The organism is Flavobacterium amylolyticum (genome assembly GCF_048284335.1).
In the GTDB taxonomy this organism is placed as follows: domain Bacteria; phylum Bacteroidota; class Bacteroidia; order Flavobacteriales; family Flavobacteriaceae; genus Flavobacterium.
The window spans coordinates 65,369-91,849 of record NZ_JBLVPG010000003.1; the positions used below are offsets into that span (position 1 = coordinate 65,369).

Here is a 26,481-nt window from a genome sequence, read left to right on the forward strand (position 1 = left end):
AATTAGGGTATAAAGATAGTGAATGTTTAACTATATTTTAATATAGTTAAACAAAATTTAATATAATTTTATGTCAGCATAAATCATTAGCTTTACACTATTATGAAAAAAAATATTTTAATAAGCGGCGGATCTGGATTTATCGGTAAACATTTAATGCGTTTATTGATTGCAAAAGGATACTCAGTTTCTATCTTGAGCAGAAGTGAAAAAGAGAATAAAGAAGACGTTTTCTATTATAAGTGGGATGTGCCTAATCAGACTATAGAGGAAGATGCCGTTTTAAATGCAGATTATATAATTCATCTTGCAGGAGAGAATATTGCGGAAAAAAGATGGACTGCTAAACGAAAAGCAGCTATTATCGACAGTCGGGAAAAATCATCATACCTTATATACACCATATTAAAAAAACATCATAAAAAGCTTGATGCTTTTATTTCTGCCTCAGCTGTAGGTATATATGGTGCTGTCAATGGTCCAGAAATTTGTACTGAGGATATGGCTCCTGCAAATGATTTCCTTGGATATACCTGTCAGAAGTGGGAAAACTCTTTGGATCTTATCGAAAACTTAAACATTCGCACCGTTAAAATCCGAACAGGATTAGTTCTAGGAAAAAATGACGGTTTTCTAAAGAAACTGATTCCTTTGTTTAAGTATAGATTAGGCGCTGCACTGGGCTCTGGTAAGCAATACATGCCTTGGATTCATGTAGAAGATCTATGCAATATATACCTTCAAGCCATTGTTTCTGCTGAAATGGTAGGCCCTTATAATGCAGCAGTAAATGACAGTACAACAAATACTATTTTTTCTAAAACATTAGCGCGTCTTTTCGGATACTCAATTTGGTTGCCTAATGTCCCTACATTTGTCTTGCAGTTCGCAATGGGGGAAATGGCAAAAATAGTATTGACAGGTCGGAGAATTTCTTCTGATAAAATTGAACAAGCCGGTTTCAAATTTAAATTTAAAAACCTAGAAGACGCACTGAAAGATTGTTTAACAAAATAGAATTATTGTAAGACACAAATAATTTGAGTGCTTACTTCTTTTGATATTTTGCTACGTACTATAAAAGGAATTTCAATATTAAAATCATCCGTATTTAAAAGAAATGCGGAATAGAGTTCAATTCCTGTGTTCACTTTTTTAAGATTCCCATTGATCACTATTTTTTTAGTTCGTCCCCGTATGGTTATTTTTCCATTAATTTGATACTGGGTTCCGTCTAAATTAAGGTTTTTTAAATCAAATTTTTCAATTTTACCTTTAAACATGGCTCTAGGGAAACGATTGCTTTCCATATAGTTTTTATTAAAATGATCTTGCATCAAATCTCTTTTAAACTTAAAATCTTTGATGGTTATCCAACAAGCAATTTCACCCGTTTTAGTTATCAAAATACAGGTTGTTTTTTCATTTATTGCTTTCACTTCTTCAAATAAAGGTATGGAAGCCTCAAAATTTGTAATTCCTACATAAGATACCATTTTTTCTTGTGCTGACAGTGCATTTGCAATAATGAGAAGCAGTATTTGAGCAATTTTTTTCATAACGATTTATGAATTAAATTACTTAAAGTTACAAAAAAAAGTGAAGAAATAAAAGCATTATCCCCCTGAAAAATAAGGAAATTAGTTATTTTTCATCTTTATTTTATCATAAAAAACGAAAAAAATTCATTGCTGAATTTTCTTAGATGATGCTTTTGAGAAAGTACATTACTACTACTTAATCCTCATTATAGTTGCAACTTGATATTGTATTTTTTTAAACTTTCTAAGGATTCTTTTGAAGTATAATCGAACTCTTCTTCATGGAGGTCTTTTTCCTTTTTTAAGGCAATTTGTTTGATGCAATTACAAAAACGACGAACATCATTACTATTCGATAAAATCAATCCAGGAACCAACATACTTTTTCCTGCACCGTCTTTAGCAACCATGGTAAAGTAAGAAGAATTACAATGTTTTATTTTACCCGTTTGGATATTCTCCGCTTCAACCCGAATCCCGATAATCATAGAGCTTTTACCAACATAATTGACACTTGCTTTCATTATTACCAGTTCACCAACTTCAATAGGTTTCAGGAAGTTTACGGTATCCACAGAGGCGGTTACACAATAATTCCCTGAAAATTTAGAGGCACAGGCAAATGCTATCTGATCGAGTAAAGACAAAATATAACCTCCGTGAATCTTCCCACTGAAATTTGTATGAGACGGCAACATCAATTCTGAAATACTGATATCTGACGAAGCGACTGTTTTGAAGATTCTATTCATTTATTTTATTTTAAAAGGAGAATTTACTTTTTTTACACTAGTAATAAAATAGCGTGTATCGCCCCACCATGGAAATGTTCTATAACGTTCCACATAACTCACCTGAACATACTGTCCTTCCATTTCTTTAAGATCAGCGATAACTTTCTCCTCGCTATCCAATACTGAAAAAGCAAAAATTTGTGCGCCAGAAATTCCCTGACTAATTTCTCCTTCCCATGTTTTGAAAGCAACTCCTTTGTTACTCACTTTTATCAATTCGCCTGAACGTACTCCTTCACTGTAAGTCGCATTGTATAAAAAAGTAAAATAACCTACAACTGACAATACTATTATTACCGTAACACCTATTAAAAATTTTCTCATTTTTTATTTAATTTAAAAACTGGTTTTCATCTTTTTCTGCTCGATTCAAGATACTTTCCGGAAGAGCTTTCTTGGCTTTTGCTCCCATTTTTTTCAATTTTTCGACACTTACAATCAGATTTCCTTTTCCTTCTACAAGCTTGTTCATAGCGCCACTATACTCTACTTTACTTTCATCTATTTTCTTACCAATTTTGATCAAATCGGCAACAAATCCTTCAAATTTATCATACAAAGCCCCTGCCTGTCTTGCAATTTCTAACGCATTTTCCTGCTGTTTTTGATTCGTCCACATACTATCTATTGTGCGTAAAGTAGCCAATAGTGTAGCGGGAGTAACAATTACAATATTCTTTTCGAATGCTTTGTTATAAAGGCTGGTATCTTCATTAAGCGCCATCGCAAATGCGGGTTCTATTGGGATAAAAAGCAACACAAAATCCGGACTTTCTATTTGATATAAATCATGATAATTTTTATTGCCTAATTGCTCTACGTGACGTTTAATAGAACTTACGTGTTCTTTCAAATAACTGCTTTTTAAACTATCGTCTTCCTCATTGATGTACTTTTCATAAGCTGTTAAAGAAACTTTAGAATCGACAATCATTTTTTTACCATCAGGCAAATTAATAACCACATCAGGAAAAACACGATTTCCGTCTTCAGTAGTAAAGGCCTGCTGCACATCGTATTCACGTCCTTTCTCTAATCCTGATTTTTCGAGAACACGTTCCAAAACTAATTCTCCCCAATTCCCCTGCATCTTACTATCCCCTTTCAAAGCTTTCGTCAGGTTAATCGTTTCTTTACTCATTTGAATATTCATCTCCCGTAGGCCTACTATTTGTTGCCGTAAAGCAGCATGATAATCAATACTTTCTTTATGGGTATCTTCTACTTTCTTTTCAAATAATTGAATTTTATCCTGCAAAGGCGACAGAATGTTCTTCATATTTTCCTTATTTTGTTCCGTAAATTTATTCGACTTTTCTTCTAAAATTTTATTTGCGAGATTCTCGAATTCTTTTGTGAATTTTTCTTGTAATTTTTCTACCTCCTCTTTTTGCTCTTTATTGCGTTCCCAAAGATTCTCAAAATCGACTTCTTTTTTAGAAAGCTGGATGGCTAGACTGTCTTTTTCGTTACGGATGGTTTCTTTCTCCATATTAGAAACGAGTATTTGTTTTTCAACGATACTTTTGTCCACACTAATTTGCTCTTTTAGCTGATCAAATTGATTTGAGAAAGCAATCAATTTCTCTTCTAAACTTATTTTTTCTGACTGGAATCTAGCAGAGAAAATAAGTTTACCAAGGAAAATTCCAATAGCCAACGCAACAATGAAAATCAGTAAAAACGGAAGTATATTTGTCATAGAATTTCTTTTTGTAAGTTGGTAAAAATAAACAAAAGATTCCTAGTTTCTCCTGTGAAACAAAAAATAGTATCACTAACTACAGTCTTTATCAGCACTAGATTTAAAAATATAAATGAACTCAAATAATTATGTTCTTTCATTGCCACTATCCAATTTTTATACCTAGCATCGAATAATAACGTAAAATATACCCAACGCCTGTAAAACTGGAGGCTAAAAATAACTTTGAATAAAACGAAACACTTTATCATACAAAAAGCCCCGATTGGGGCTTTTTGTATGATAAAGTCAAGACATTATTTACTCAAATACATTTTTCTTCTGGAGTACAACTCGTAGAATTGATCGTCTTTTAAGTCGTCAATAACCAAGATGCTTTCTCCGGTTGATTTCATCTCTGGCCCTAATGCTTTATTCACGTTATGGAATTTACTAAAAGAGAAAACCGGTTGTTTAATAGCGTATCCTTTTAGCTGTGGGTTGAAGGTAAAGTCGGTTACTTTATTGTGACCTAGCATTACTTTGGTCGCATATTTCACATAAGGTTCTCCATATGCTTTTGCAATAAATGGAACCCTACGGGATGCTCTGGGATTCGCTTCGATGATGTAAACGATATCGTCTTTTATCGCAAACTGAATGTTGATTAAACCAACGGTTCTCAAAGCCAACGCAATATTTTTCGTAAGGTCTTTTATTCGTTGCATTACAAATTCGCCTAAGTTAAACGGTGGCAAAGTGGCGTTACTGTCTCCAGAGTGTACTCCTCATGGTTCCATGTGCTCCATAATCCCTATGATGTACACATTTTCTCCGTCGCAAATTGCATCCGCTTCGGCTTCAATTGCTCCATTTAAATAATGGTCTAAAATCCCGATCCTTCGGGAGAACTGACGTTGGCAGTAATTGCAAAAAAAAATCGGAATCTATATTTATTACTAACAAAAGAAGGTTTAGGTATGAGCGATGACCTTAATGCTCCTAATAAACGGTTAAGAAACTAGGGTACAAAATAAAGTCCCAAATAGAATCGCTATGCGACACATTTCTTAGTAAACGAAACGGATTTAGGTTATATTCGGAAATTATTAGAGCCCAATAGTAGAAAAACTCATAGTCAATGAAGTACCAAAAGCATTCAGCAAATAAAAAGTCATTTTGATGATTTGTAATAAAAGATTATCTATATATTTGGAAAGATTGGGATATTCAATAGCGATTACAGACGGGCTGCAAATACTTATAGATCCTTTACGATTTTTAACTTTTCAATTTTTAAAAATAAACCTTATGAAATCCAAACAAATTCTTCTTTTAATATTATTTATTTCCACTTCGCTTTTTGCGCAAAGCACAGCACCACAATTAGATAAAATTAAGCAGCAAGATCTAAAAGATGATTTATATGAACTGGCGGGTGACGCCTTTCGGGGACGAAGAGGAGGAGAACTTGGCGAAATGCGAGCTTCTGTTTGGGTGGCTCAAAAGGCCCGTGAAGCTGGCCTTAAACCTGCAGGTGAAGATGGAACCTACTTCCAATTCTTTAATCTGAAACGCAGCCGTGTGGCCAATAGTAGTGCTGTTAGTGTAAATGGTAAAGTACTTGATCTTTGGAAAGAGATTTGGCCAACTAATTTGGTTGACACTACCCTAGAAGGATCCGTAGTTTGGTTGGACAAAATACCGGATAATACTGTCGATCTGAAAGGCAAAATTGTAGCTATGAATATTATGCCTCCAACCCCCATTATTCAAGACTGGGTGAGCCTCTGGCAATATCGTTATACCGCTTCTGCCATGAACCAGCAGGGAAAAGAACTCCTCAGCCGCGGTGTTACAGCTATCATTTTTATTGCTGATGATACGGTAGAATCACTTATTTCGTTTACGGGATTTCATTATCAAGAAGGAAGTTATAAAATCGAAGGTGGCGAATCCTCTACTGCAGCTACGGTACCAATTATATTGGCAAGTAAACAATTACAGAATATATTTTCTAAACAAGGCGCTTATTTAAAAACTAATTTGAAGGTAGAAAATTTTGACTATCCTTCTGTTAATATTGTTGCAAAGGTTGATGGAACTGATCCTAAACTGAAAGAGGAATATGTTTTATTCAGCGGTCACCAGGACCATGACGGAGTAGGACCTGCTGTTAACGGTGATCCTATCTGGAACGGTGCTGATGATAATGCATCAGTAACGGTAGCGATGCTTGCAATAGGGAATGCATGGAGTGCACAACCCGCTAAGCGATCGGCTTTATTTGTGTGGCACGGATCCGAGGAAAGAGGTTTATTGGGTTCTCGCTATTTTGTTAGCCATCCCACCGTTAAACTGCCCTCCATAGTTGCTGTTTTAAATGGCGATATGATAGGACGCAATGCATCTGATTCTGCGGCGCTATTGGGCGTAACAGAACCTCATCTTAATTCTTCTGACCTTGTAGCTATCACTTTAGCAGCTAATAAAAGTATTGCTAACTTCAAAGTAGATACTTCTTGGGATGCTGCAGATCACCCAGAGAATTGGTACTTCCGAAGCGATCATCTTCCCTATGCTCAAGCTAATGTTCCTGCAATATTTTTCACCACCTTATTACACCCTGACTACCATACCCCCTTCGATAGCCCAGATAAAATTGACTATCTAAAACTGACTAAGATGACAAAGTGGATCTATGAAACCGGATGGAGAGTTGCTGAAAGTGCCAAACGTCCTGCTTTAACTATTGAAATAAAAAAGTAAAAAAAACTAACTATTATGTTCTTAATAGACAAGCCATTTGTTTCCGATTTTCTTATCAAAACAATAAAAGATAATAATTATAAAATAATTGCAACCAAAGTAGCAAAAGAATTGGTAAAAGATGATTCTTTGGCATGGATAGCCGAAGAGGAAGCAATCGCTTTACTAAAAAATAATCCAGAAATTTCTCTTTACAGCAATTCAGAGAACGCATTAGCTTGGATCGATCAATTCTATGGAGAAAGTGAATTATCAAGTCAATTACAAGTTTTAAAAAATAAAGTAAAGTTTAGAGAACTTATAAAAGAGCTGTTTCCCGACTTTTATTTCAAGCAAATAAGTATTGAAGAAATCCAACGATTGTCCGATGATGAAATTCGGTTCCCTTTTGTAATTAAACCTGCTGTTGGTTTCTTTAGCATAGGAGTTCATATAATAGAAAATGAGAAAGACTGGATAAAAGCTAAAAGTGAGTTACAACCGGATAAACTTAAAAGTATATTTCCTGAAAATGTATTAAACACAAGTAATTTTATTATTGAAGAATTTATTCGTGGAGAAGAATATGCAATCGATTATTATTACGACAATAACGGAGATGCTGTTGTGTTAAACGTTTTACACCACCTCTTTTCATCCGGAACAGATACAAGTGATCGGGTTTATTCAACATCCAAAGCAATCATTGAAAAGTATAAAATTGATCTTGAATGTTTTTTAAGTAAAATTGGTAAAGAGTTACATTTAAAAAATTTCCCGGCTCATGCAGAAGTCCGCATAGATGAAAATGGGAAAATAATCCCCATCGAAGTAAACCCTTTACGCTTTGGTGGATTTTGCACCACGGCCGACCTTCTAGGAGTAACTTTAGGATTTAATGAATACAAATGCTTTTGTGAAAACAAAAAACCAGACTGGGATACTATATTTAAAGGAAAAGAGAATAAAACATTTAGTGTCATTGTTTTGGATAATAATTCGGGAATAATCCCTTCGGATATTTTAGGATTTAACTATTCAGATCTTGCTAAAGATTTTGAAAAACCGATAGTAATTAGAGAATTAGATATAAATAAATATCCTGTATTTGGATTTGCTTTTATTGAAAGTGCAGCCAGTAATAAAAAGGAATTAAATGATATTCTAACCTCTGATTTAAGAAAATATATAGTATCAAAATAAGGAAAATTTTAAAGCTCAAATAACTTTTTTTAGCTACATCATTTATTAACTCTATGTCCTTATTTGACTTTATAAAAAATCATCATGAAAATAATATATAAGATATTTTCCCCCGGTAGCGCACGAACCTGACCGCGCGGATATCTAATTTTTCGGACAACGATAGCGGATTTGCAATCCGTTCCCACAAAGAGAATGATTCATAGAGAAATTATGCTTGTTTAGAGAGTGAATTAGAGGTGGTTTTATTAAAATTATTTTGATATTATTTACAGGGACGGATTGCAAATCTGCGCTATTGAGTAAACAGGTGTTTATTAGTGAATCTACCCACAAAAAAAGCCCCCGCTCTCCGATATGTTCATCGGGAACGCTGTGCACATGTAATCCTAAATTACTAATTATCAAACATTACTCCACAAAAAAAGCCCCAATCGGGGCTTTTTCACTATAACAAATTCAAGTTTCTATTTACTCAAATACATTTTTCTTCTAGAGTACAATTCGTAGAATTGATCGTCTTTCAAGTCATCAATAAACAAGATGCTCTCTCCTGTTGATTTCATTTCTGGTCCTAATGCTTTGTTCACATTATGGAATTTGCTGAAAGAGAAAACCGGTTGTTTGATTGCGTATCCTTTCAACTGTGGGTTGAAAGTAAAGTCGGTTACTTTATTGTGGCCTAACATTACTTTGGTCGCATAGTTCACATAAGGTTCTCCGTACGCTTTCGCAATAAAAGGTACTGTTCTGGATGCCCTAGGATTCGCTTCAATGATGTACACAATATCATCTTTGATCGCAAACTGAATGTTGATTAAACCAACCGTTCTCAAAGCCAACGCAATATTTTTGGTATGGTCTTTTATTTGTTGCATCACAAATTCACCCAAATTAAATGGTGGCAAAGTAGCGTTACTATCTCCTGAATGCACTCCGCAAGGCTCAATATGCTCCATAATTCCTATGATGTACACATTTTCACCGTCACAAATTGCATCGGCTTCCGCTTCTATCGCACCATCCAAATAATGGTCTAAAAGCAATTTATTTCCTGGAATCGTTTTCAATAAATTGATCACGTGTTCTTCTAATTCTTGTTTGTTGATTACAATTTTCATTCCCTGACCACCCAACACGTACGAAGGACGAATCAATAATGGGAAGTCCAAAACATCTGCTAAAGCCGAAGCTTCGTCAGCCGTTTCTGCAATACCAAATTGTGGGAAAGGAATTTTTAAATCGGTTAAAAGTTCAGAGAAACGGCCTCTGTCTTCGGCTAAATCCAAAGCATCAAAACTAGTTCCTATAATTTTAATACCGTATTTAGACAGTTTTTCGGCCAATTTCAAGGCCGTTTGCCCACCTAATTGTACGATAACGCCTTCCGGTTTCTCATGTTGAATAATATCGTAAATATGTTCCCAAAAAACCGGTTCGAAATACAATTTATCAGCTGTATCAAAATCAGTCGAAACTGTTTCTGGATTACAGTTGATCATAATCGTTTCGTAACCACATTCTTTGGCGGCAAGCACACCGTGAACACAAGAATAATCAAATTCGATTCCTTGTCCAATTCTATTTGGGCCTGACCCAAGAACGATTATTTTCTTTTTATCTGTAACAACACTTTCGTTATCAACGTAACGAGTTCCATCTGCTTTTTCAATTTCGGCTTCAAAAGTTGAGTAATAGTAAGGCGTTTTCGCCTTGAATTCGGCCGCACAAGTATCTACTAATTTAAACACACGATTGATGTTCATTGTAGTACGCAAGGTGTGCACCTGGCTTTCCAGGCAACCTACCATGTGCGCAATTTGTCTGTCGGCGAACCCTTTTTGCTTTGCTTCCAACAACAACTCTCTTGGCAAAGAATCTACTTTATAGTTTGAGATTTCTTTTTCTAACGTATACAGTTCTTCGTATTGTTTCAAGAACCACATATCAATTTTAGTGATTTCATGAATGCGGCTCAACGGAATCCCCATCGCGATAGCATCATAAATCACAAAAACACGATCCCAACTCGCAAAAGTCAGTTTCTCGATAATTTGTTCGTAATTCGTGTATCCTTTTCCGTCAGCACCCAAACCATTTCTTTTGATTTCTAATGATTGAGTCGCTTTGTGCAATGCTTCTTGGAACGAACGACCAATTCCCATTACTTCCCCAACGGATTTCATTTGAAGTCCCAAAGTTCTGTCTGCACCTTCAAATTTATCAAAGTTCCATCGTGGAATTTTTACAATTACATAATCCAAAGTTGGTTCGAATAAAGCCGAAGTCGATTTGGTAATTTGGTTTTGCAATTCATCTAAATTGTAACCCAAAGCCAGTTTGGAAGCAATTTTTGCAATAGGATACCCCGTTGCTTTAGATGCTAAAGCCGAAGAACGAGACACACGAGGATTGATTTCAATCGCTACAATGTCTTCCCTATCGTCAGGAGAAACGGCAAACTGCACGTTACAACCTCCAGCAAAATTTCCGATGCTACGCATCATCAAGATGGCATAATCACGCATTCTTTGAAAAGTCGTGTCAGACAAAGTCATGGCAGGCGCAACAGTGATGGAATCTCCGGTATGTATTCCCATTGGATCCATATTTTCAATAGAACAGATAATCACCACATTGTCGTTTTTATCTCTCAAAAGCTCCAATTCGTATTCTTTCCAACCCATCAAAGCTTTATCAATTAAGACTTCGTGAATGGGTGATGCTTCTAAACCTCTAGTTAAAAGTTCATCAAAATCTTCTTTTTTATAAACGATAGCAGCTCCGGTTCCACCTAAAGTAAAAGAGGGACGGATTACTAAAGGAAAACCAAATTCCTGAGCAATTTCTTTTCCTCTAAGATAAGAAGTACATATTTCTGCAGGAGCAGATGGTACACCAATTTTTTTAAGCAATTGTTTGAACTGCTCACGGTCTTCGGTAATATTAATTGCGTTTACATCAACACCGATTAATTTAACTCCAAAATCTGCCCAAATCCCTTTTTCATCAGCTTCCAAACACAAGTTCAAAGCGGTTTGCCCGCCCATTGTAGGCAAAACGGCATCAATTTGAGGATGTGCTTTAAGGATTTCAATTATTGATTTTGTAGTCAGTGGCTTCAAGTAAACATGATCGGCCATAGTAGGGTCGGTCATAATCGTTGCCGGATTCGAGTTGATTAGAATCACTTCAATTCCTTCTTCACGAATAGATCGAGCAGATTGTGACCCTGCATAATCAAATTCGCAAGCCTGACCAATAACAATAGGACCTGAACCTATTATTAAAACTGATTTTATGGAAGTATCTTTTGGCATTGGATGTATTTGTGTTGTGTAGTTATTTTTTACAAAGATCAAAGTTATTCTACTTTAAACCCTTCACCTTTAATCTTATTCTTTTTTTAACGAATAGGTATAAAAAAAGGCGATACTAAAAAAAGTAACGCCTTATTTATGTTTATAGAAACATTATTTTTTGTGTCTTGGTTCGCAAGAAACAGTCAATTTATGTCTTCCTTTAGCTCTTCTACGCGCAAGAACTTTTCTTCCATTTGCAGAAGCCATTCTGTCCATAAATCCGTGCTTATTTCTTCTTTTTCTTTTCGATGGTTGAAACGTTCTTTTGCTCATTGCTTTGTATCTTTAAAATCTTATTTATATGTCTTCCTATTTTTGAATAACTGTTATTCTAAAACCGAGTGCAAATATACAAAGACTTTTTTTTCTCACAAGTAGTTTTGTAAAAATATTTTCAATTCATTTTACTATATTTGTGATCTTAAAATAAACACACTATGTTTCACAGAAATATTAAACTTATTATCGCCGGACTTATTATCGTTACTGGCATTTGGCAATTTACAGAAAGCAACATTGGTAACGGAATTTTCCTTCTTATATTAAGTGCAATTCCTATTTTCCTTTACTTCAAAAACGAATTCATCTTATTGGCCTTCTTAAAACTACGAAAACAAGATTTTGAAGGAGCTAAAAAATGGCTAGCTTATATTAAAAACCCTGAAACGGCTTTGATACAAAAACAACAAGGCTATTTTAATTACCTGCACGGAATCATGCTTTCGCAAACGAATATCAATCAAGCAGAAAAATATTTCAAAAAAGCAATTGAGTTAGGATTATCAATGGACATGGATTTAGCGGTAGCAAAATTAAATTTAGCCGGAGTTGCCATGACTCGCCGCCGAAAATTAGAAGCTACATCCCTATTGAATGAAGCCAAAAAATTAGACAAACAGAATATGTTGAAAGATCAGATTACGATGATGAAAGATCAAATGAAAAAAATATAATTTATTCTACTATTAAAAAAGGGTCAAATGATACACATTTGACCCTTTTTTATTTAATATGAATTATTATAAGTGCAAACAGACTCCCCTTTGTTTTAACAACCGTATAAAATATAAGTTTATTTAAGCACTTACAGATTTTAGTTTTTATGTCACTTATGTTTTCTTAAACCCCTTATATTGTTCAAAAAAAAACAGTTAATATCCTTTTAACGGAATTTCGATTTGGTATTTTTTACCAGTATCATTCAGCAATTTTGTTTCCCTGAGCCAAGGATTGTGTATTTTCAAAATCTTGTAGTTAATTCCCTGACCTTTTGCAAATGCTGCCAAGTCCGTAATAGAACTGTCAATTTCGATTTTTCTAGTAGGCAAAATTTCATACCGATCTTCTGGAAGTATTGTAAACCCATATTTTATAGGATTTTCCATAATTTCTTTCAACGCCAAAATTCTAAAAACATAACGGGACGTTTCTTCAGTAAGCAGTAAATCATAATAATCAGATACTTTTTGAATCCCAATTTGCTTGTTTATACCCGTCATTCCTCCATTATAGGAGGCTGCTGCCAAAGTCCAATTACCAAACTTCCCTTTAGCACTCAAAAAATAACTACAAGCTGCTTGAGTTGATTTCTCCAAATCATAGCGCTGATCCACATTTTCACCGACTTCCATACCGCGTTCTTTTGCTGTCTCTGGCATAAATTGCCAAATCCCTCTTGCTCCAGCTGGCGAAACTACATTGACTAATCCACTTTCTATAACTGCCAGATATTTAAAATCATCCGGAATACCATTCTTTTTCAAAATTGGTTCAATGACAGGAAAAGCACGATTGGCTCTTTTTATAGCCAAAATAGTGGAAGCGTGTAAATTCACATTCACCAGCAATTCCCGATCAAATCGTTCTTTAACATCTGATATCGTTAAGGGTGTTGCTTCTCCTGCAAAATCCAATTTTACAGGAAAACTATAAACAATTGCTTCTTTGGCTTCTTTTACTTTCGCATCGTTGGTTGTTGCAAAAATGAATATCCCACTCGCAAAAATTACAGTAAGGATCAGAATAACTTTATAAATAGGCTTCATCTTTTCTTATTTTTTTTCGTAGTTACAAAAACACTTTGGCTTCTTTTTTTACTCCTAATATTAGAGATGGTAAGTTTTCATTCAACCATTTATATTTGTTCAGAATCATAATGTGCGTCCCGCCTTTTACAACTATAGAATTCTTGATATATTTAATCGGAAAAACATCGTCTGCATCTCCATGAATGTGAATTACTTCTTCATCAATAACATTTCTATCCCATAAAATGACTTGTTCAACCGCCCAATTCAAATAGCGAATATCTCTTACTGAAAGAAATTTTTCATACAGCTTGAGTCGCTGATTCACTTTTTCTCCAAAAGAAAATTTAGCCAAGCTTTCAATATTTGCAAACAAACTCATGGGAATTAATTTATACGCTTTGGTGGTTTTAGCAATTTTTAATCTTCGCGGAAATTCAGCATTGCATTTTACACTCGAAATAATAATGACCTTTCGTGCTTTCACATATTTAGCCATTTCCTGGACTAAGATTCCCCCAAAAGAAACCCCAATCAAAACTGGATTTTCATGCTTTATTTTGGATGAAATTCTCTCTGCATAATTCATCAAGGATTCATCATCCAGTGGAATCTCCCATTCTAATAAATGAATTTGAAACACCGCTTCAGGGAGCACAATCCGCTCAAAAATAGCACTACTTGAAGCCAAACCTGGCATTAGATAAACCGGAATTCTACTCATAACTATTTAAAAAAATTACATCAAAACTTCACTCTTTAGGGCTAATTTTTTATAAAAATAATTTTTTTTATTGAAAACCATTCAATTACTCACTTTATATTACCAATAATTTATGACTGCACAACTATTGGAATCATACAAAAGGAGCTCTACTAAATTTAATTGACCTAAACTAATTTCCCTTTTTCTTTCGGCAAGTATTTGAATTCGGACGGTTTAAAATTTGGAATACTAAACACTAAAAATGACAACAATACAACTGAGGTAACCGGTTTTGAAAGACAAACTAATACAAAAAATTCTTTATGAAGCACAGATCTAAAGCACTATAAAAGTATGAAAAATGATAGCGTAATTAATTTTAATAAGTCCTAATAATCTTTACAGAATCCTAGAGAGGAACATTCCTAAGCGAATGCCTATTTGGAAAACAAAAACTAGTTTAAGCAGGATTGCATCTTTAGTCCCAAAACACAACACCAAGATACGACTACAAATCGTTTGATATTGAAAATCAAATCAATACCTTTGTAAACACTACTTAGTCAAATGATAAAAATGATAGTAACCTAGTTTAGGTCTACCAGAAACCCTTTTTTCATTTAGGAATATTCGATACTAATATCCATTTGATATAGAAGATTAAAATTCCTAGAACGGCGTTTCAACGTTTTGATAAACGGCGAAAATAGAGGGTAACTATTCCATTTTGAAGGCAAGAGATGCCATGGAAATAATATATTTTATATGCATTTAAAATTTATGTTATTCCCAAATCAAAAATATTTTTGGTAGAAATACCAATCAAAAAGAATTAATTATTATGGATACAGCGATGACCATGGAAATCAAAGACAATACTTTTGCAAGACAATTTGAGACTACTGTCAATCAAGGATTAGTTACTGTTGAATATTCGTTTCAGGAGAAGAAAATATTTTTAACAAAAATAAATGTCCCTGAATCATTCGAAGATGAAGAATTCGTTTCAAATTTTCTGAAAAACATTATGGAAATTGCGATAGAACGAAAATTTAAGGTTGTGCCAATTCTACCTAAAATAGTTCTGTTTTTCAAAAAAAATCCTGTTTACAAAGAATTGCTTCCTCCGGGAATCAGACTGTAATTAAAAAGAGGCTGTATTCTAAAATACAGCCTCTTTTTTGGTTTTTATAAACAATCCAAGAATTATTTTTCTATTTCTTTCATACTGTCCATTTTTTTGTGAGCTAAGAAACCGGCAATATCTTCAAAGTGTTCTACTACTCTTTTGTTCCCAAATTCAAAAACCTTAGTCGCTAATCCGTCTAAGAAATCTCTATCGTGTGAAACCAAGATTAAAGTTCCATCAAAATCTCGTAGTGCATCTTTGATAATGTCTTTGGTTTTCATATCCAAGTGATTTGAAGGCTCATCCAGAATCAATAAATTCACTGGTTCTAACAATAATTTTATCATTGCCAACCGCGTTTTCTCACCTCCTGAAAGCACTTTTACTTTTTTAGTAACGTCATCACCTTGAAACATAAAAGCGCCTAAAATGTCTTTAATTTTAGTTCGAACATCACCTACAGCAATATCATCAATAGTTTCAAAAATTGTAGCATTTTCGTTCAACAATGAAGCTTGATTTTGAGCAAAATAACCAATTTGTGCGTTATGACCAATTTCTAAACTTCCACCATTAATTTCAATTTCTTTCATAATGGCTTTAATCATTGTCGATTTGCCTTCCCCATTTTTGCCCACGAAAGCTACTTTTTCACCTCTTTCAATAACCATATTCGCATTCGAAAAAACCACATGATCGCCATACGACTTTGATAAATCCTTAACAATAACCGGATACTGTCCCGAACGTGCGGCAGGTGGAAATTTTAGCTTCAATGCCGAGGTATCAACCTCATCAACCTGAACAATAACAAGCTTTTCTAACATCTTAACACGAGACTGAACAGCATCCGTTTTAGAAAATGTTCCTTTAAAACGATCGATAAAAGTCCGGTTATCGGCAATCATTCGTTGTTGCTCATCATAGGCTTTTTGCTGATGAATTCTTCTGTCTTTCCTAAGTTCCAGATAATGAGAATATTTGGCTTTGTAGTCATAAATTCTTCCCATTGTTACCTCTATCGTACGATTGGTAATATTATCTACGAAAGCTTTATCATGAGAAATCACCACAACCGCTTTGGCAGAATTAATCAAGAAATCTTCTAGCCACTGAATACTTTCAATATCCATGTGGTTGGTAGGTTCATCCAGTAAAATTAAGTCTGGTTTTTGCAAAAGAATTTTGGCTAATTCTATCCGCATTCTCCAGCCTCCCGAAAATTCTGAAGTTTGACGACTAAAATCTTCGCGAACAAATCCCAAACCAATCAGGATTTTCTCGACTTCGGCTTCATAATTTACTTCTTCTATCGCATAGAATTTCTCACTTAAGTCAGAAACTCTTTCAATTAGTTTCATGTAAGCATCGCTTTCATAATCAGTACGAATCGTCAATTGCTCATTGATTTCATCGATTTCAGCTTTCATTCCAAAAACTTCACCAAAAGCTTTAGAGGTTTCTTCCATCACCGTTGCGCCATCTGTAGTCAATAAATGCTGAGGCAAATAAGCTACAACAGCATCTTTTGGTGCCGAAATATTACCTGTTGAAGGCTTGCTTTGCCCTGCTATAATTTTTAGCAGTGTCGATTTTCCTGCTCCATTTTTACCCATCAAGGCAATTTTATCATTTTCGTTTATAGCAAAAGAAACATCGCTAAAAAGTGTCGTACCACCAAACTGTACAGAAATATCGTTAACTGTAATCATTATTTTAGTTTAAAGTTAATGTTCAAAAGTTGTACTTTATATTTCGCAATCGAACATTTTTTTTGAAAGTGCAAATATAGTTTAATTCAGTAGTTGAACAATTGAAATAGTATATAACAATTTTAATTAAAAAAATAAAAATTTATTAGAAAAATGTCAATATTTTTTATAGTTTTGTAATCTGATTAACAGTTACTTACGTGATTTTAAAAATCTATTTCTTTATAAAAAAAATCTTAGAAAAACAACAAACCCCTGAATCGTGAACCCGATATCAATCCGCGTTTAAGCCCCATGAAAACAGGAAATTCATATTGTAAAACAACACTATTAAAACTATAAACTTAAAGTTTGGGCCTAAAGGAAATTTTAAAAATCAGTTCATGAAAAAAATTATTACGCTACTTTTTCTATGCATTTTCAATTGCATAGCAGCTCAAGACAACGCCGAAATTGTAAAAAAGGCAACCGAAATACAAACTAAATGGGGTTTTAAAGCCAAGAATAAAAATATTATTACACTAATTGATTTTTCTAAGTCAATAGAGGAAGCAAGGCTTTATGTCATCGACTTAAAAAATAGCAAGGTCTTGCTCATTAGCAATGTCGACCATGGCTCAGGATCAGGAACCGGACTAACACCTAAATCATTTAGCAATACGGTGGGAAGCAACGCAACCTCACTAGGCTGTTATGTTACTTTACAAACTTACAAAGGCGCTTGGGGTTATTCTTTAAAACTAAACGGGTTGGAAAGCGATAAAAACTCAAATGCTTTGAAAAGAAACATCGTAGTCCATTCGTCAAAAAGAATGTACAGTAAATTTAGCTTGGGCTGTTTTTCTGTTCCAGATATCAATGCCACCACCCTAATTGATTTGATAAAAGACGGCTCGTTAGTGTACGCTTATCAATAAACAGCCAAAAAATAATGTATTTAAAACAAAAAAGCCCCACAAGAGGCTTTTATATCATGTGAAAATTGATGTGTTATTCTTTTCTCCACTTTTTAGATTCCTCAAAAATGTGTTCAAGAATTGCAGCCTCTCTTTCATCGAAATCTACGCTTCGACGGCTCATTACTAATCTTGCCGTTTCAAAAGCTTTCTTGGTGATGTAGGTAGTAAAGCCAGAAGCACCACCCCAAGAAAAACTAGGCACAAAATTGCGGGGAAATCCGCTGCCAAAAATATTAGCACTCACTCCTACTACTGTTCCCGTATTGAACATGGTGTTAATACCGCACTTGCTGTGATCTCCCATCATTAAACCGCAAAACTGAAGTCCGGTTTTAGCAAATCCCTCGGTTTCATAGCTCCACAATTTTACTTCTTCGTAATTATTTTTTAGATTCGAATTATTACTGTCGGCTCCAATATTACACCATTCGCCAAGTACCGAATTTCCTAAAAACCCATCATGCCCTTTATTAGAATACCCAAATAATACAGAGTTATTAACTTCGCCTCCAACTCTAGAATGCGGCCCTACTGTTGTGGCGCCATATATTTTTGATGCCATCTTTACCGATGCATTTTCACACAAAGCAAAAGGACCTCTAATGACTGAACCTTCCATAATTTCTGAATCCTTGCCTATATATATTGGCCCCATTGAAGCATTTAAAGTAACAAACTCCAACTTTGCACCTTCTTCAATAAATATATTTTCGGGTGCGATGACATTAACACTTTTTGGAATTGGTTGTGAGGTTCTGTCTTCGGTCAAGAATTCAAAATCTTCCCGAATAGCGGCATCATTTTTAGAAAAAATATCCCAAGTGTTTTGAACTGTTAAGCAATCAGTAGTATATTCAATAATTTCATAGGTATCAAAATCTACTTCTTCCTGCTCTTCATTAGTATAGAAAGCAATCACTTCCTCCCCTTTAAAAATAGCCTGATTGGGTTCCAGATTGCCAACCATCTCTACTAATAAATCATTAGGAAGAAAGGAAGCGTTTATCATTACATTTTGCTCTAATTCTACCATTGGAAATTTCTCTGATAAATAATCCTCTGTCAACGTAGTTGTAGTAGAGCCCAGACGCATTTCCCACTTTTGACGAATCGTCATGATACCAATAAGAATATCTGCAACTGGACGTGTGAAAGTAAAAGGCAATAAGGCATTTCTAGCAGGTCCGTCAAAAAGTATGTAATTCATAAAAACTGTTTATTTAGTTATTTAGTTCATCGAAAATTAATTATGACAATTCCCATTTAATATTCTTAACCCCAAAGTTACAACGTTTTCAAATAGATAAAAATAAAAAAGCCTCCCAAAAGGAAGGCTTAATTGTATTTAAAAACAAGCTTTTATTATTTAGCGTGTTTAGCGTACTTAGTTTTGAATTTATCAATACGTCCTGCAGTATCGATAAGTTTAGATTTACCTGTGTAAAAAGGGTGAGAAGTTCTAGAGATCTCCATTTTTACAACTGGGTATTCAACACCGTCAACTGTTAATGTTTCTCTTGTATCTGCAGTAGATTTAGTAATAAAAACTTCGTCATTTGACATGTCTTTAAATGCAACTAATCTGTAATTTTCTGGGTGAATTCCTTTTTTCATCTTGTTAATCTTTTTTATTTGTTAATTATAACTTGTCTTGAAGCTTTTCTTCTAACAGAAAAGGTATAAACGCATTATAACTTTTTGTTTTACAATATTATTTTGAGTTTGCAAATTTACAATTTTTTTCCAATAATCAAATCTTTGCAACACTTTTTTTATATAATCGTAAAAAGCAATTTTTAGCTACGAATATATTGGGAATTGTTATATTTGTGGTCTAATCCTAAAAACTATAACAATGGTAAATGAAATCATTAAAAGAAACGGAATTACTTTTGGAGTAATAATTGGAATTGTTTCTGCATTAATTACAGCAACTATATATGCTATTGATTTAAACCTCTTTACTTCATGGTGGATTGGAGCTTTGAGCATTGTTACTTACTTGGTAATAGGAATAGTATTACTGACAAAAACAAAAAAAGACCTTCAAAATGTTTTTACTTTTAAAGATGCTTTTACTACCTATTTTATCGCTACTCTTATCGGTATTTTAATTTCTACTTTTTTTAATGTTCTTTTATTCAACTTTATTGACCCTTCTGCTAAAGAAACTTTAAATGAATTAATGATTAAATATACGGTCAACATGCTTCAAAAATTTGGTACACCAGCATCAGCAATTAATGAAGCTATAGCCAAATTAAAAGAAAACAATCCTTATTCTACTCTAGAATTACTTAAAGGTTCTGTCTTTAGTATTGTTTTCAGTTCTATTTTCGGATTAATTTTAGCAGCATTCTTTAAAAGCAAATCTACACAAGAATAAATAGTAATGAATTTATCAATACTCATACCGCTTCTTAATGAAGAGGAATCGCTTAATGAACTATACAACTGGATCTTCAAAGTGATGCAATCTCATAATTATACGTACGAAATCATTTTTCTGGATGATGGTAGTACCGATAATTCCTGGACTATTATCGAAGGATTTGCTAATGAAAATACCCATGTAAAAGGCGTTCGTTTCATGAAAAATTTCGGAAAATCACAAGCGTTGCATGCTGGTTTTGCAAAAGCGAAAGGCGATGTTATTATCACTATGGATGCCGACTTGCAAGACAGCCCAGAGGAAATCCCGGGACTGTACGACATGATTACCACTGGCAACTATGATTTGGTTTCCGGATGGAAAAAGAAACGCTACGATTCCGTGGTGGCAAAAAACTTGCCGTCTAAATTATTCAATTGGGCTGCCAGAAAAACTTCGGGAGTGGAATTGAATGATTTCAATTGTGGACTGAAAGCCTACAAAAATATTGTGGTAAAAAACATTGAAGTTTCAGGTGAAATGCACCGATACATTCCGGTTTTGGCAAAAAATGCCGGTTTTGGAAAAATCGGCGAAAAAGTAGTGCAGCACCAAGCGCGAAAATATGGTGAAACCAAATTTGGTATGGAACGTTTCATTAATGGTTTTCTGGATTTAATTACCATTTGGTTTCTTTCCCGTTTTGGAAAAAGACCGATGCATTTATTTGGTGCTATGGGATCGTTGATGTTTATCATCGGATTTATGCTTGCCGGATACATTGGAATTTCTAAACTATACCACATGTACAATGACATGCGCTATAATCTGGTTACGAGTAATCCTTGGTTTTACATTGCTCTTACCACAATGATTTTGGGAACACAATTATTTTTAGCAGGGTTTCTTGGCGAAATAATTTTACGAACAAAAAACAATGAAGAGCGCTATAAAGTGTCAAGTGAGGTTAATTTTTTATAGTTTTAACTAAAACTAAATGAAAAGACAATTTTTCTCGTGTAACTAATTACTAGCCCTGATAACAGCGGCATCCTTTTTCTTTTTTTTCTTTAAAAAAAGAAAAAGATACAGCGAATAGCAGGATATAGCTCCTAAAAATAAAAAACTGTGTTTAAATTTTAATTACGAATTTAGAAACTAAAAAAAAGTAGAATGGACATCAAACAAAATATTTTGGATGCAGTAAATGAGTGGCTTACGCCAACATTTGACACCGATACGCAGGAAGCGATTAAAGAATTGATGACTACATCGCCTAAAGAACTGGAAGAAAGCTTTTATAAAAATCTTGAATTTGGAACCGGCGGAATGCGCGGTGTTATGGGAGTAGGAAACAACCGCATCAATAAATATACGCTTGGAAAAAGCACACAGGGACTTTCGGATTACTTGCATACTGCTTTTCCTAACCAGCCTTTGAAAGCGGTTATTGCTTACGATTGTCGTCATAATAGCAATACGCTGGCCAAATTAGTTGCGGATGTTTTCTCGGCTAACGGAATTGAAGTGTATTTATTTTCGGAATTGAGACCTACACCAGAATTGTCATTTGCGGTGAAACATTTAGGTTGTCAATGCGGAATAGTTTTGACTGCCTCTCACAATCCACCGGAATATAACGGATACAAAGTGTACTGGCAAGATGGAGGACAAATTGTGCCACCGGAAGATGAGGGAATTATCTCTGTTATCGAGAATTTAAATTACAATCAAATCAAGTTTACTGCCAATGAAGACTTGATACATTATATTGATACCGAAGTGGATGAAGCTTTTATCAAATCGACTATCGAAAATGCGAGCTTTGGAACTTCGGCAGAAGCCAAAAAAAATCTGAATATTGTTTTCACCTCTTTACATGGGACTTCCATAACCTTAGTTCCTGATACCTTATCGCAAGCGGGCTATCCTAACGTGAATATTGTTGAAGAACAAAGAGTGCCAAATGGTGATTTCCCAACCGTTAAATCTCCAAATCCGGAGGAGCCCGAAGCACTGACAATGGCTTTGGCTTTGGCAGACAAAATGAATTCGGATATTGTTATTGGGACTGATCCTGACTGTGACCGTTTGGGAGTTGCTGTTAGAGATAACGAAGGCAAAATGACGTTGCTTAACGGAAATCAAACCATGATTTTGATGACTGCCTTTTTATTGGAACAATGGAAAAAAGCAGGAAAAATCAACGGAAAACAATTTGTAGGTTCTACAATCGTTTCTACTCCTATGATGATGGAATTAGCGACAAACTACGATGTAGAATGTAAAGTGGGTTTGACTGGTTTCAAATGGATTGCTAAAATGATTAAAGATTTTCCTGAGTTGGAATTCATTGGTGGTGGTGAAGAAAGTTTTGGTTATATGGTAGGCGATGCCGTAAGGGATAAAGATGCTGTTGCTGCTACTTTATTGATTTGCGAACTTGCAGCACAAGCCAAAGCCAAAGGAAGTACGGTTTACAAAGAATTACTACAACTGTATGTTGACAACGGTTTTTACAAAGAACACTTAGTTTCGTTGACTAAAAAAGGAATGGATGGTTTACAGGAAATCAATCAGATGATGATTGACATGAGAGAGGATCCAATGAAAGAAATCAACGGACAACGAGTGATTATGTTAGAAGATTACCAATCATCGATAGCGAAAAATTTGCTTACGGATGAGGAAACTAAAATGAATATTCCAAAATCGAACGTATTGATTTATTATACGGAAGACGGATCAAAAATATGTGCCAGACCTAGCGGAACGGAACCAAAAATAAAATTTTACATAAGTGTAAATACTGAATTGAATGCTGTAGAAGATTTTCAGGAAGTGGAAACCGTGTTAAACGAAAAAATTAAAAATATTATTATTGCAATGCAATTGAACTAATGGACAGAAATTTAATAAAATTAATTCCTTTTACTAAACCGTACAAAACTCATATCATCTGGAATGTGGTGTACAACGTTCTATATGCGTTGTTCAGCACAATTTCTATGTTGACACTGCTCCCGGTACTTCAAGTACTTTTTGGTAAAGTCAAAACAATTGAAAAAGAGCCAATATATACCGGAATTGGAAATATAAAAGATTATGGAACTGATCTTTTGTATTTTAAAATAACCGAATTAACAAAAGATAATAGTCCTCAGTTTGCCCTCTTACTTGTCGTTTCTTTGGTAATCATCACTTTTTTATTCAAAAATTTATTCAATTACCTTGCTTCCCATCACATCATGCACCTCAAAAATGGCGTATTACGCGATTTACGAAAATCAATGTATGATAAAATCATTGAATTACCTATATCCTACTATTCAGAGAAAAGAAAAGGGGACATAATGGCGCGAATGCTTGGTGATGTCAACGAAGTTCAAAATTCCTTTTTTTCGATACTGGAACTGATCGTAAAAGAACCATTAACGATCGTATTTGCAATAGTCACCATGTTTTTTATAAGCGTAGAACTAACGTTTTTTGTTTTAGTTTTTATTCCAATTTCGGGATTTATCATTTCAAAAATCGCTAAAAACTTGAGAGCACAATCCTTACAGGCACAAAAAGAAAGTGGATTTCTGATTTCAATAGTAGATGAAAGTTTGGGCGGTTTGAAAGTGATTAAAAGCTATAATGCAGAACCTAATTTTAAAAACAGATTCAACGATTCGGTAACCCGATTGTTGCATTTATCAAATACTATAGGCGATAAAAATAATTTGGCAACACCATTGAGTGAGTTTTTAGGAATCACAACAATAGCTGCGTTATTATGGTATGGTGGAAACTTAGTATTAATTGACAAAACCCTTGAAGGCGCGGCTTTTATTGTTTTTCTTACCTTGGCATTCAATATTTTAACTCCTGCCAAAGCCATTTCTAAAGCATCTTATGCCGTGAAAAATGGTTTAGCTGCCGCAGAACGGGTTTTTGAAGTTTTAGAAGTTGAAAATGAAATTACTTCAAAAGAAAATGCGCTCGAAAAAAATACTTTTGATTCGAACATAACCCTCAAAAACATTAACTTTAAATACGAAAAAGAAAATGTTTTGAAAGACTTTACGCTTGTGGTCAAAAAAGGACAAACGGTGGCTCTTGTTGGACAATCCGGGAGCGGAAAAAGCACCATCGCCAATTTGCTGACCCGTTTTTATGACACTAGCGAAGGCGAAATCACCATTGACGGAGTGAACATCAAAGATTTCAGTTTGAAATCGCTTCGAGGCTTGATGGGTCTAGTTACACAAGACAGTATATTATTTAATGACACGATCAAAGCCAATGTTGCATTGGGAAAATTAGAGGCTACAGATGAAGAAATTATCGAAGCGTTAAAAATTGCCAATGCCTATGAGTTTGTCAAAGATTTACCCTTAGGAATTCACACGAACATTGGTGACAGCGGAAACAAACTTTCTGGTGGGCAAAAACAACGATTGTCTATTGCAAGAGCCGTTTTAAAAAACCCTCCAATTATGATTCTTGATGAAGCTACATCAGCATTGGACACCGAAAGCGAAAAGTTCGTGCAAGTAGCGCTGGAAAACATGATGCAAAACAGAACCTCAATTGTCATTGCGCACCGCCTTTCTACAATTCAAAAAGCAGATTTGATTGTGGTGATGCAAAAAGGAAAGATAGTGGAGCAAGGAAAGCACGACGAACTAATTGCATTAAATGGCACTTACAATAAATTGGTTACCATGCAATCCTTTGAATGATACCCTGCGATAGCAGTTTTAAATGAATATTTTCTTGAGGAACAAAAATCTTAAAATAATTTTATTCTTAAAATAAATGTACATCAACAATCCCAACATAAAACTTCCAAAAGACCCAAACACGGTTGTTTGGAAGTATCTTGATTTGTCTAAGTTTCTGGACTTGTTGATGTCAGAAAAGCTATTCATGTCCCGATCTGATAAGTTTGAAGATCAATATGAAGGTACCTTTAGTGAACCTACTTTTGAAGAGATAAAAAAACTCTCCATTGACAATCCTGACTTTTTAAACTACTATAAAACACATCGCGAAAAAGTAGCCATCAGCAGTTGGCATATCAATGAATACGAATCCTTCGCAATGTGGCAAATTTTTACGCAAAACAGTGAGGGTTTAGCTATTCAGTCCACTATTGGACGTTTGCAAGAATCGCTTATTCCTGAAACCAGTTTCAATCAATATATTGGAGAAGTAAATTACATCGATTACAAAAAAGAACACATTCCGTTTGATGATCTATTTTTTCCTTTTTTATTCAAACGGAAAAGCTTTCAATACGAAGGTGAAGTCCGCATCATATCAGACATTGGTGAAAGCGACATCAAAATTAATGAAGGATTGAAAATTAATGTAAACATCAATCAATTGATTGAAAAAATATACATTCATCCCAAATCCGAAAATTGGTATAAAAATCTCGTTATCCAATTAGTGAAACAACTGGGTTTTGATTTTACGATTGAAAAATCCGACTTAGAAAGTGATATATTAATTTAGAAAAATTGCTTCTAAACCGGCTCGTAACCAATTATTTTCCATTCTTTATTAGACAAATCAATATAGTAATAATTCACCACATCCTTTTTATCAAATTCACCGTTTTTATTAGTGTCCTCAACGGTTCTGAAGTACAAACGATTTCTGGAACCTATCAATTTCCAATCGATCAATTCCTGAAAATCTGACGACATCTTTGTAAACTTCTTGCCACTAATTTCACTTAAATACAACGCTTTTATATCACTCGTATCTAATTTTCCATCCTTATTAGTATCCATATCAACCATCGTATACACCATAATTTGGTTATTGGTTCTATCAGCAACTGACTTCAAATACGTAGCAGTTTGAATCAAAACAGGTTTGTCTGTCAATTTTCTGATGGAATCCGAATCAACTTTTTGAAATTTCAAATTCTGCAAAAAACCGGTGATTTCAAATTCGCCATAATTCGATATTGTAAAACTCAAATCGTTAACGCTGGAAGAACCATATCTCGATTTTATCCCTTTCTCACGAATACTTAAATCAGCAACAGGATGAATCAAATAATCCGTTCCTTCCATTTGAAGTGGCAAATCGGCAATTTGTATTTGGGTAGAATCGGTTATGGCAATTGCTTTACCTCTATTAGCCCCATTATAAGTCACTTTTGGTTTTTCGATTTCCTCTTTGCAACTGGCTAAAAATAAAACTGCGATTCCTACTATTGTGATATGTAGTTTTTTCATGTT

The 26,481-nt window shown here is 34.4% G+C and carries 23 protein-coding genes and 1 pseudogene; 11 read left to right on the plus strand and 13 right to left on the minus strand.

What is annotated here, in order from left to right; all coding sequences use genetic code 11:
- Positions 1-102: 102 nt before the first annotated feature.
- Complete coding sequence (locus ACNQF9_RS11160) at positions 103-1,017, plus strand: TIGR01777 family oxidoreductase (RefSeq protein WP_417990239.1); 915 nt, start codon at positions 103-105, stop codon at positions 1,015-1,017.
- Between the two features lie 2 nt (positions 1,018-1,019).
- On the opposite strand, the gene ACNQF9_RS11165 is transcribed toward ACNQF9_RS11160, so the two are convergent.
- From ACNQF9_RS11165 to ACNQF9_RS11185, 5 genes and pseudogenes are all read right to left on the minus strand, one after another.
- Positions 1,020-1,559, minus strand: coding sequence for a YceI family protein (locus ACNQF9_RS11165; RefSeq protein ID WP_417990240.1), 540 nt, complete (start codon positions 1,557-1,559; stop codon positions 1,020-1,022).
- Positions 1,560-1,747: 188 nt separating this feature from the next.
- The gene (locus ACNQF9_RS11170) at positions 1,748-2,293 is read right to left on the minus strand and encodes an acyl-CoA thioesterase (protein ID WP_417960573.1); all 546 of its coding nucleotides are present in this window, start codon (positions 2,291-2,293) and stop codon (positions 1,748-1,750) included.
- Positions 2,294-2,659: a 6-phosphogluconate dehydrogenase gene (locus ACNQF9_RS11175; protein WP_417960575.1), complete on the minus strand. Its 366-nt coding sequence runs from the start codon at positions 2,657-2,659 to the stop codon at positions 2,294-2,296. It lies immediately after the preceding gene.
- 7 nt (positions 2,660-2,666) lie between these two features.
- Positions 2,667-4,037, minus strand: a complete 1,371-nt coding sequence (locus ACNQF9_RS11180; protein ID WP_417960577.1) for a DNA recombination protein RmuC — start codon at positions 4,035-4,037, stop codon at positions 2,667-2,669.
- A 299-nt stretch (positions 4,038-4,336) separates the two neighbouring features.
- A pseudogene (locus ACNQF9_RS11185) lies at positions 4,337-4,912 on the minus strand (ATP-binding protein); the annotation flags it as partial.
- 418 nt (positions 4,913-5,330) lie between these two features.
- Between ACNQF9_RS11185 and ACNQF9_RS11190 the strand changes: the two are divergent.
- Positions 5,331-6,788, plus strand: a complete 1,458-nt coding sequence (locus tag ACNQF9_RS11190) for a M28 family peptidase (RefSeq protein ID WP_417960579.1) — start codon at positions 5,331-5,333, stop codon at positions 6,786-6,788.
- Between the two features lie 15 nt (positions 6,789-6,803).
- On the plus strand, positions 6,804-7,970 hold the full coding sequence (locus ACNQF9_RS11195) for an ATP-grasp domain-containing protein (protein ID WP_417960581.1): 1,167 nt from the start codon (positions 6,804-6,806) through the stop codon (positions 7,968-7,970).
- Between the two features lie 467 nt (positions 7,971-8,437).
- Here the strand turns inward: ACNQF9_RS11195 and carB are convergent, their stop codons facing one another.
- Both carB and rpmH read right to left on the minus strand, forming a co-directional pair.
- Positions 8,438-11,290: a carbamoyl-phosphate synthase large subunit gene (gene carB, locus ACNQF9_RS11200; protein WP_417960583.1), complete on the minus strand. Its 2,853-nt coding sequence runs from the start codon at positions 11,288-11,290 to the stop codon at positions 8,438-8,440.
- 153 nt (positions 11,291-11,443) lie between these two features.
- Entirely contained in the window at positions 11,444-11,605 is a 162-nt protein-coding gene (gene rpmH, locus ACNQF9_RS11205) for a 50S ribosomal protein L34 (protein WP_007136275.1), read from the minus strand.
- A 164-nt stretch (positions 11,606-11,769) separates the two neighbouring features.
- Between rpmH and ACNQF9_RS11210 the strand changes: the two genes are divergently transcribed.
- Positions 11,770-12,285, plus strand: a complete 516-nt coding sequence (locus tag ACNQF9_RS11210; RefSeq protein WP_417960585.1) for a DUF2892 domain-containing protein — start codon at positions 11,770-11,772, stop codon at positions 12,283-12,285.
- 198 nt (positions 12,286-12,483) lie between these two features.
- Here the strand turns inward: ACNQF9_RS11210 and ACNQF9_RS11215 are convergent, their stop codons facing one another.
- Positions 12,484-13,377 carry a lytic transglycosylase domain-containing protein gene (locus ACNQF9_RS11215; RefSeq protein WP_417960587.1) on the minus strand — a complete coding sequence of 298 codons (894 nt, stop codon included), beginning with the start codon at positions 13,375-13,377 and terminating at the stop codon, positions 12,484-12,486.
- Between the two features lie 22 nt (positions 13,378-13,399).
- Positions 13,400-14,083, minus strand: coding sequence for an alpha/beta fold hydrolase (locus ACNQF9_RS11220; RefSeq protein WP_417960589.1), 684 nt, complete (start codon positions 14,081-14,083; stop codon positions 13,400-13,402).
- A gap of 841 nt (positions 14,084-14,924) precedes the next feature.
- On the opposite strand from ACNQF9_RS11220, the gene ACNQF9_RS11225 reads away from it, so the two are divergent.
- Positions 14,925-15,209 carry a GNAT family N-acetyltransferase gene (locus tag ACNQF9_RS11225; protein WP_417961233.1) on the plus strand — a complete coding sequence of 95 codons (285 nt, stop codon included), beginning with the start codon at positions 14,925-14,927 and terminating at the stop codon, positions 15,207-15,209.
- Between the two features lie 62 nt (positions 15,210-15,271).
- Here the strand turns inward: ACNQF9_RS11225 and ACNQF9_RS11230 are convergent, their stop codons facing one another.
- Entirely contained in the window at positions 15,272-16,906 is a 1,635-nt protein-coding gene (locus tag ACNQF9_RS11230; RefSeq protein ID WP_417960591.1) for an ABC-F family ATP-binding cassette domain-containing protein, read from the minus strand.
- Positions 16,907-17,289: 383 nt separating this feature from the next.
- On the opposite strand from ACNQF9_RS11230, the gene ACNQF9_RS11235 reads away from it, so the two are divergent.
- Complete coding sequence (locus ACNQF9_RS11235) at positions 17,290-17,823, plus strand: murein L,D-transpeptidase catalytic domain family protein (protein ID WP_417960593.1); 534 nt, start codon at positions 17,290-17,292, stop codon at positions 17,821-17,823.
- 73 nt (positions 17,824-17,896) lie between these two features.
- Here the strand turns inward: ACNQF9_RS11235 and ACNQF9_RS11240 are convergent, their stop codons facing one another.
- Together ACNQF9_RS11240 and ACNQF9_RS11245 are read right to left on the minus strand one after the other, a co-directional pair.
- Positions 17,897-19,072: a GlmU family protein gene (locus ACNQF9_RS11240; RefSeq protein ID WP_417960595.1), complete on the minus strand. Its 1,176-nt coding sequence runs from the start codon at positions 19,070-19,072 to the stop codon at positions 17,897-17,899.
- A 155-nt stretch (positions 19,073-19,227) separates the two neighbouring features.
- Positions 19,228-19,479, minus strand: coding sequence for a type B 50S ribosomal protein L31 (locus ACNQF9_RS11245; protein WP_066077760.1), 252 nt, complete (start codon positions 19,477-19,479; stop codon positions 19,228-19,230).
- 241 nt (positions 19,480-19,720) lie between these two features.
- Here ACNQF9_RS11245 and ACNQF9_RS11250 point away from each other — a divergent pair, with 241 nt between their 5' ends.
- The 5 genes from ACNQF9_RS11250 to ACNQF9_RS11270 all read left to right on the plus strand — a co-directional run bounded on the left by ACNQF9_RS11250 (position 19,721) and on the right by ACNQF9_RS11270 (position 25,744).
- The gene (locus ACNQF9_RS11250) at positions 19,721-20,251 is read left to right on the plus strand and encodes a DUF4199 domain-containing protein (protein ID WP_417960597.1); all 531 of its coding nucleotides are present in this window, start codon (positions 19,721-19,723) and stop codon (positions 20,249-20,251) included.
- 6 nt (positions 20,252-20,257) lie between these two features.
- Entirely contained in the window at positions 20,258-21,217 is a 960-nt protein-coding gene (locus ACNQF9_RS11255; RefSeq protein ID WP_417960599.1) for a glycosyltransferase family 2 protein, read from the plus strand.
- 192 nt (positions 21,218-21,409) lie between these two features.
- Positions 21,410-23,137, plus strand: a complete 1,728-nt coding sequence (locus tag ACNQF9_RS11260; protein WP_417960601.1) for a phospho-sugar mutase — start codon at positions 21,410-21,412, stop codon at positions 23,135-23,137.
- Positions 23,137-24,966, plus strand: coding sequence for an ABC transporter ATP-binding protein (locus tag ACNQF9_RS11265; RefSeq protein ID WP_417960603.1), 1,830 nt, complete (start codon positions 23,137-23,139; stop codon positions 24,964-24,966). Before ACNQF9_RS11260 ends, ACNQF9_RS11265 begins: the two co-directional genes overlap by 1 nt.
- A gap of 76 nt (positions 24,967-25,042) precedes the next feature.
- Positions 25,043-25,744 carry a hypothetical protein gene (locus ACNQF9_RS11270; protein ID WP_417990241.1) on the plus strand — a complete coding sequence of 234 codons (702 nt, stop codon included), beginning with the start codon at positions 25,043-25,045 and terminating at the stop codon, positions 25,742-25,744.
- Positions 25,745-25,755: 11 nt separating this feature from the next.
- On the opposite strand, the gene ACNQF9_RS11275 is transcribed toward ACNQF9_RS11270, so the two are convergent.
- Positions 25,756-26,478 carry a hypothetical protein gene (locus tag ACNQF9_RS11275; RefSeq protein WP_417960606.1) on the minus strand — a complete coding sequence of 241 codons (723 nt, stop codon included), beginning with the start codon at positions 26,476-26,478 and terminating at the stop codon, positions 25,756-25,758.
- Positions 26,479-26,481: the final 3 nt, after the last annotated feature.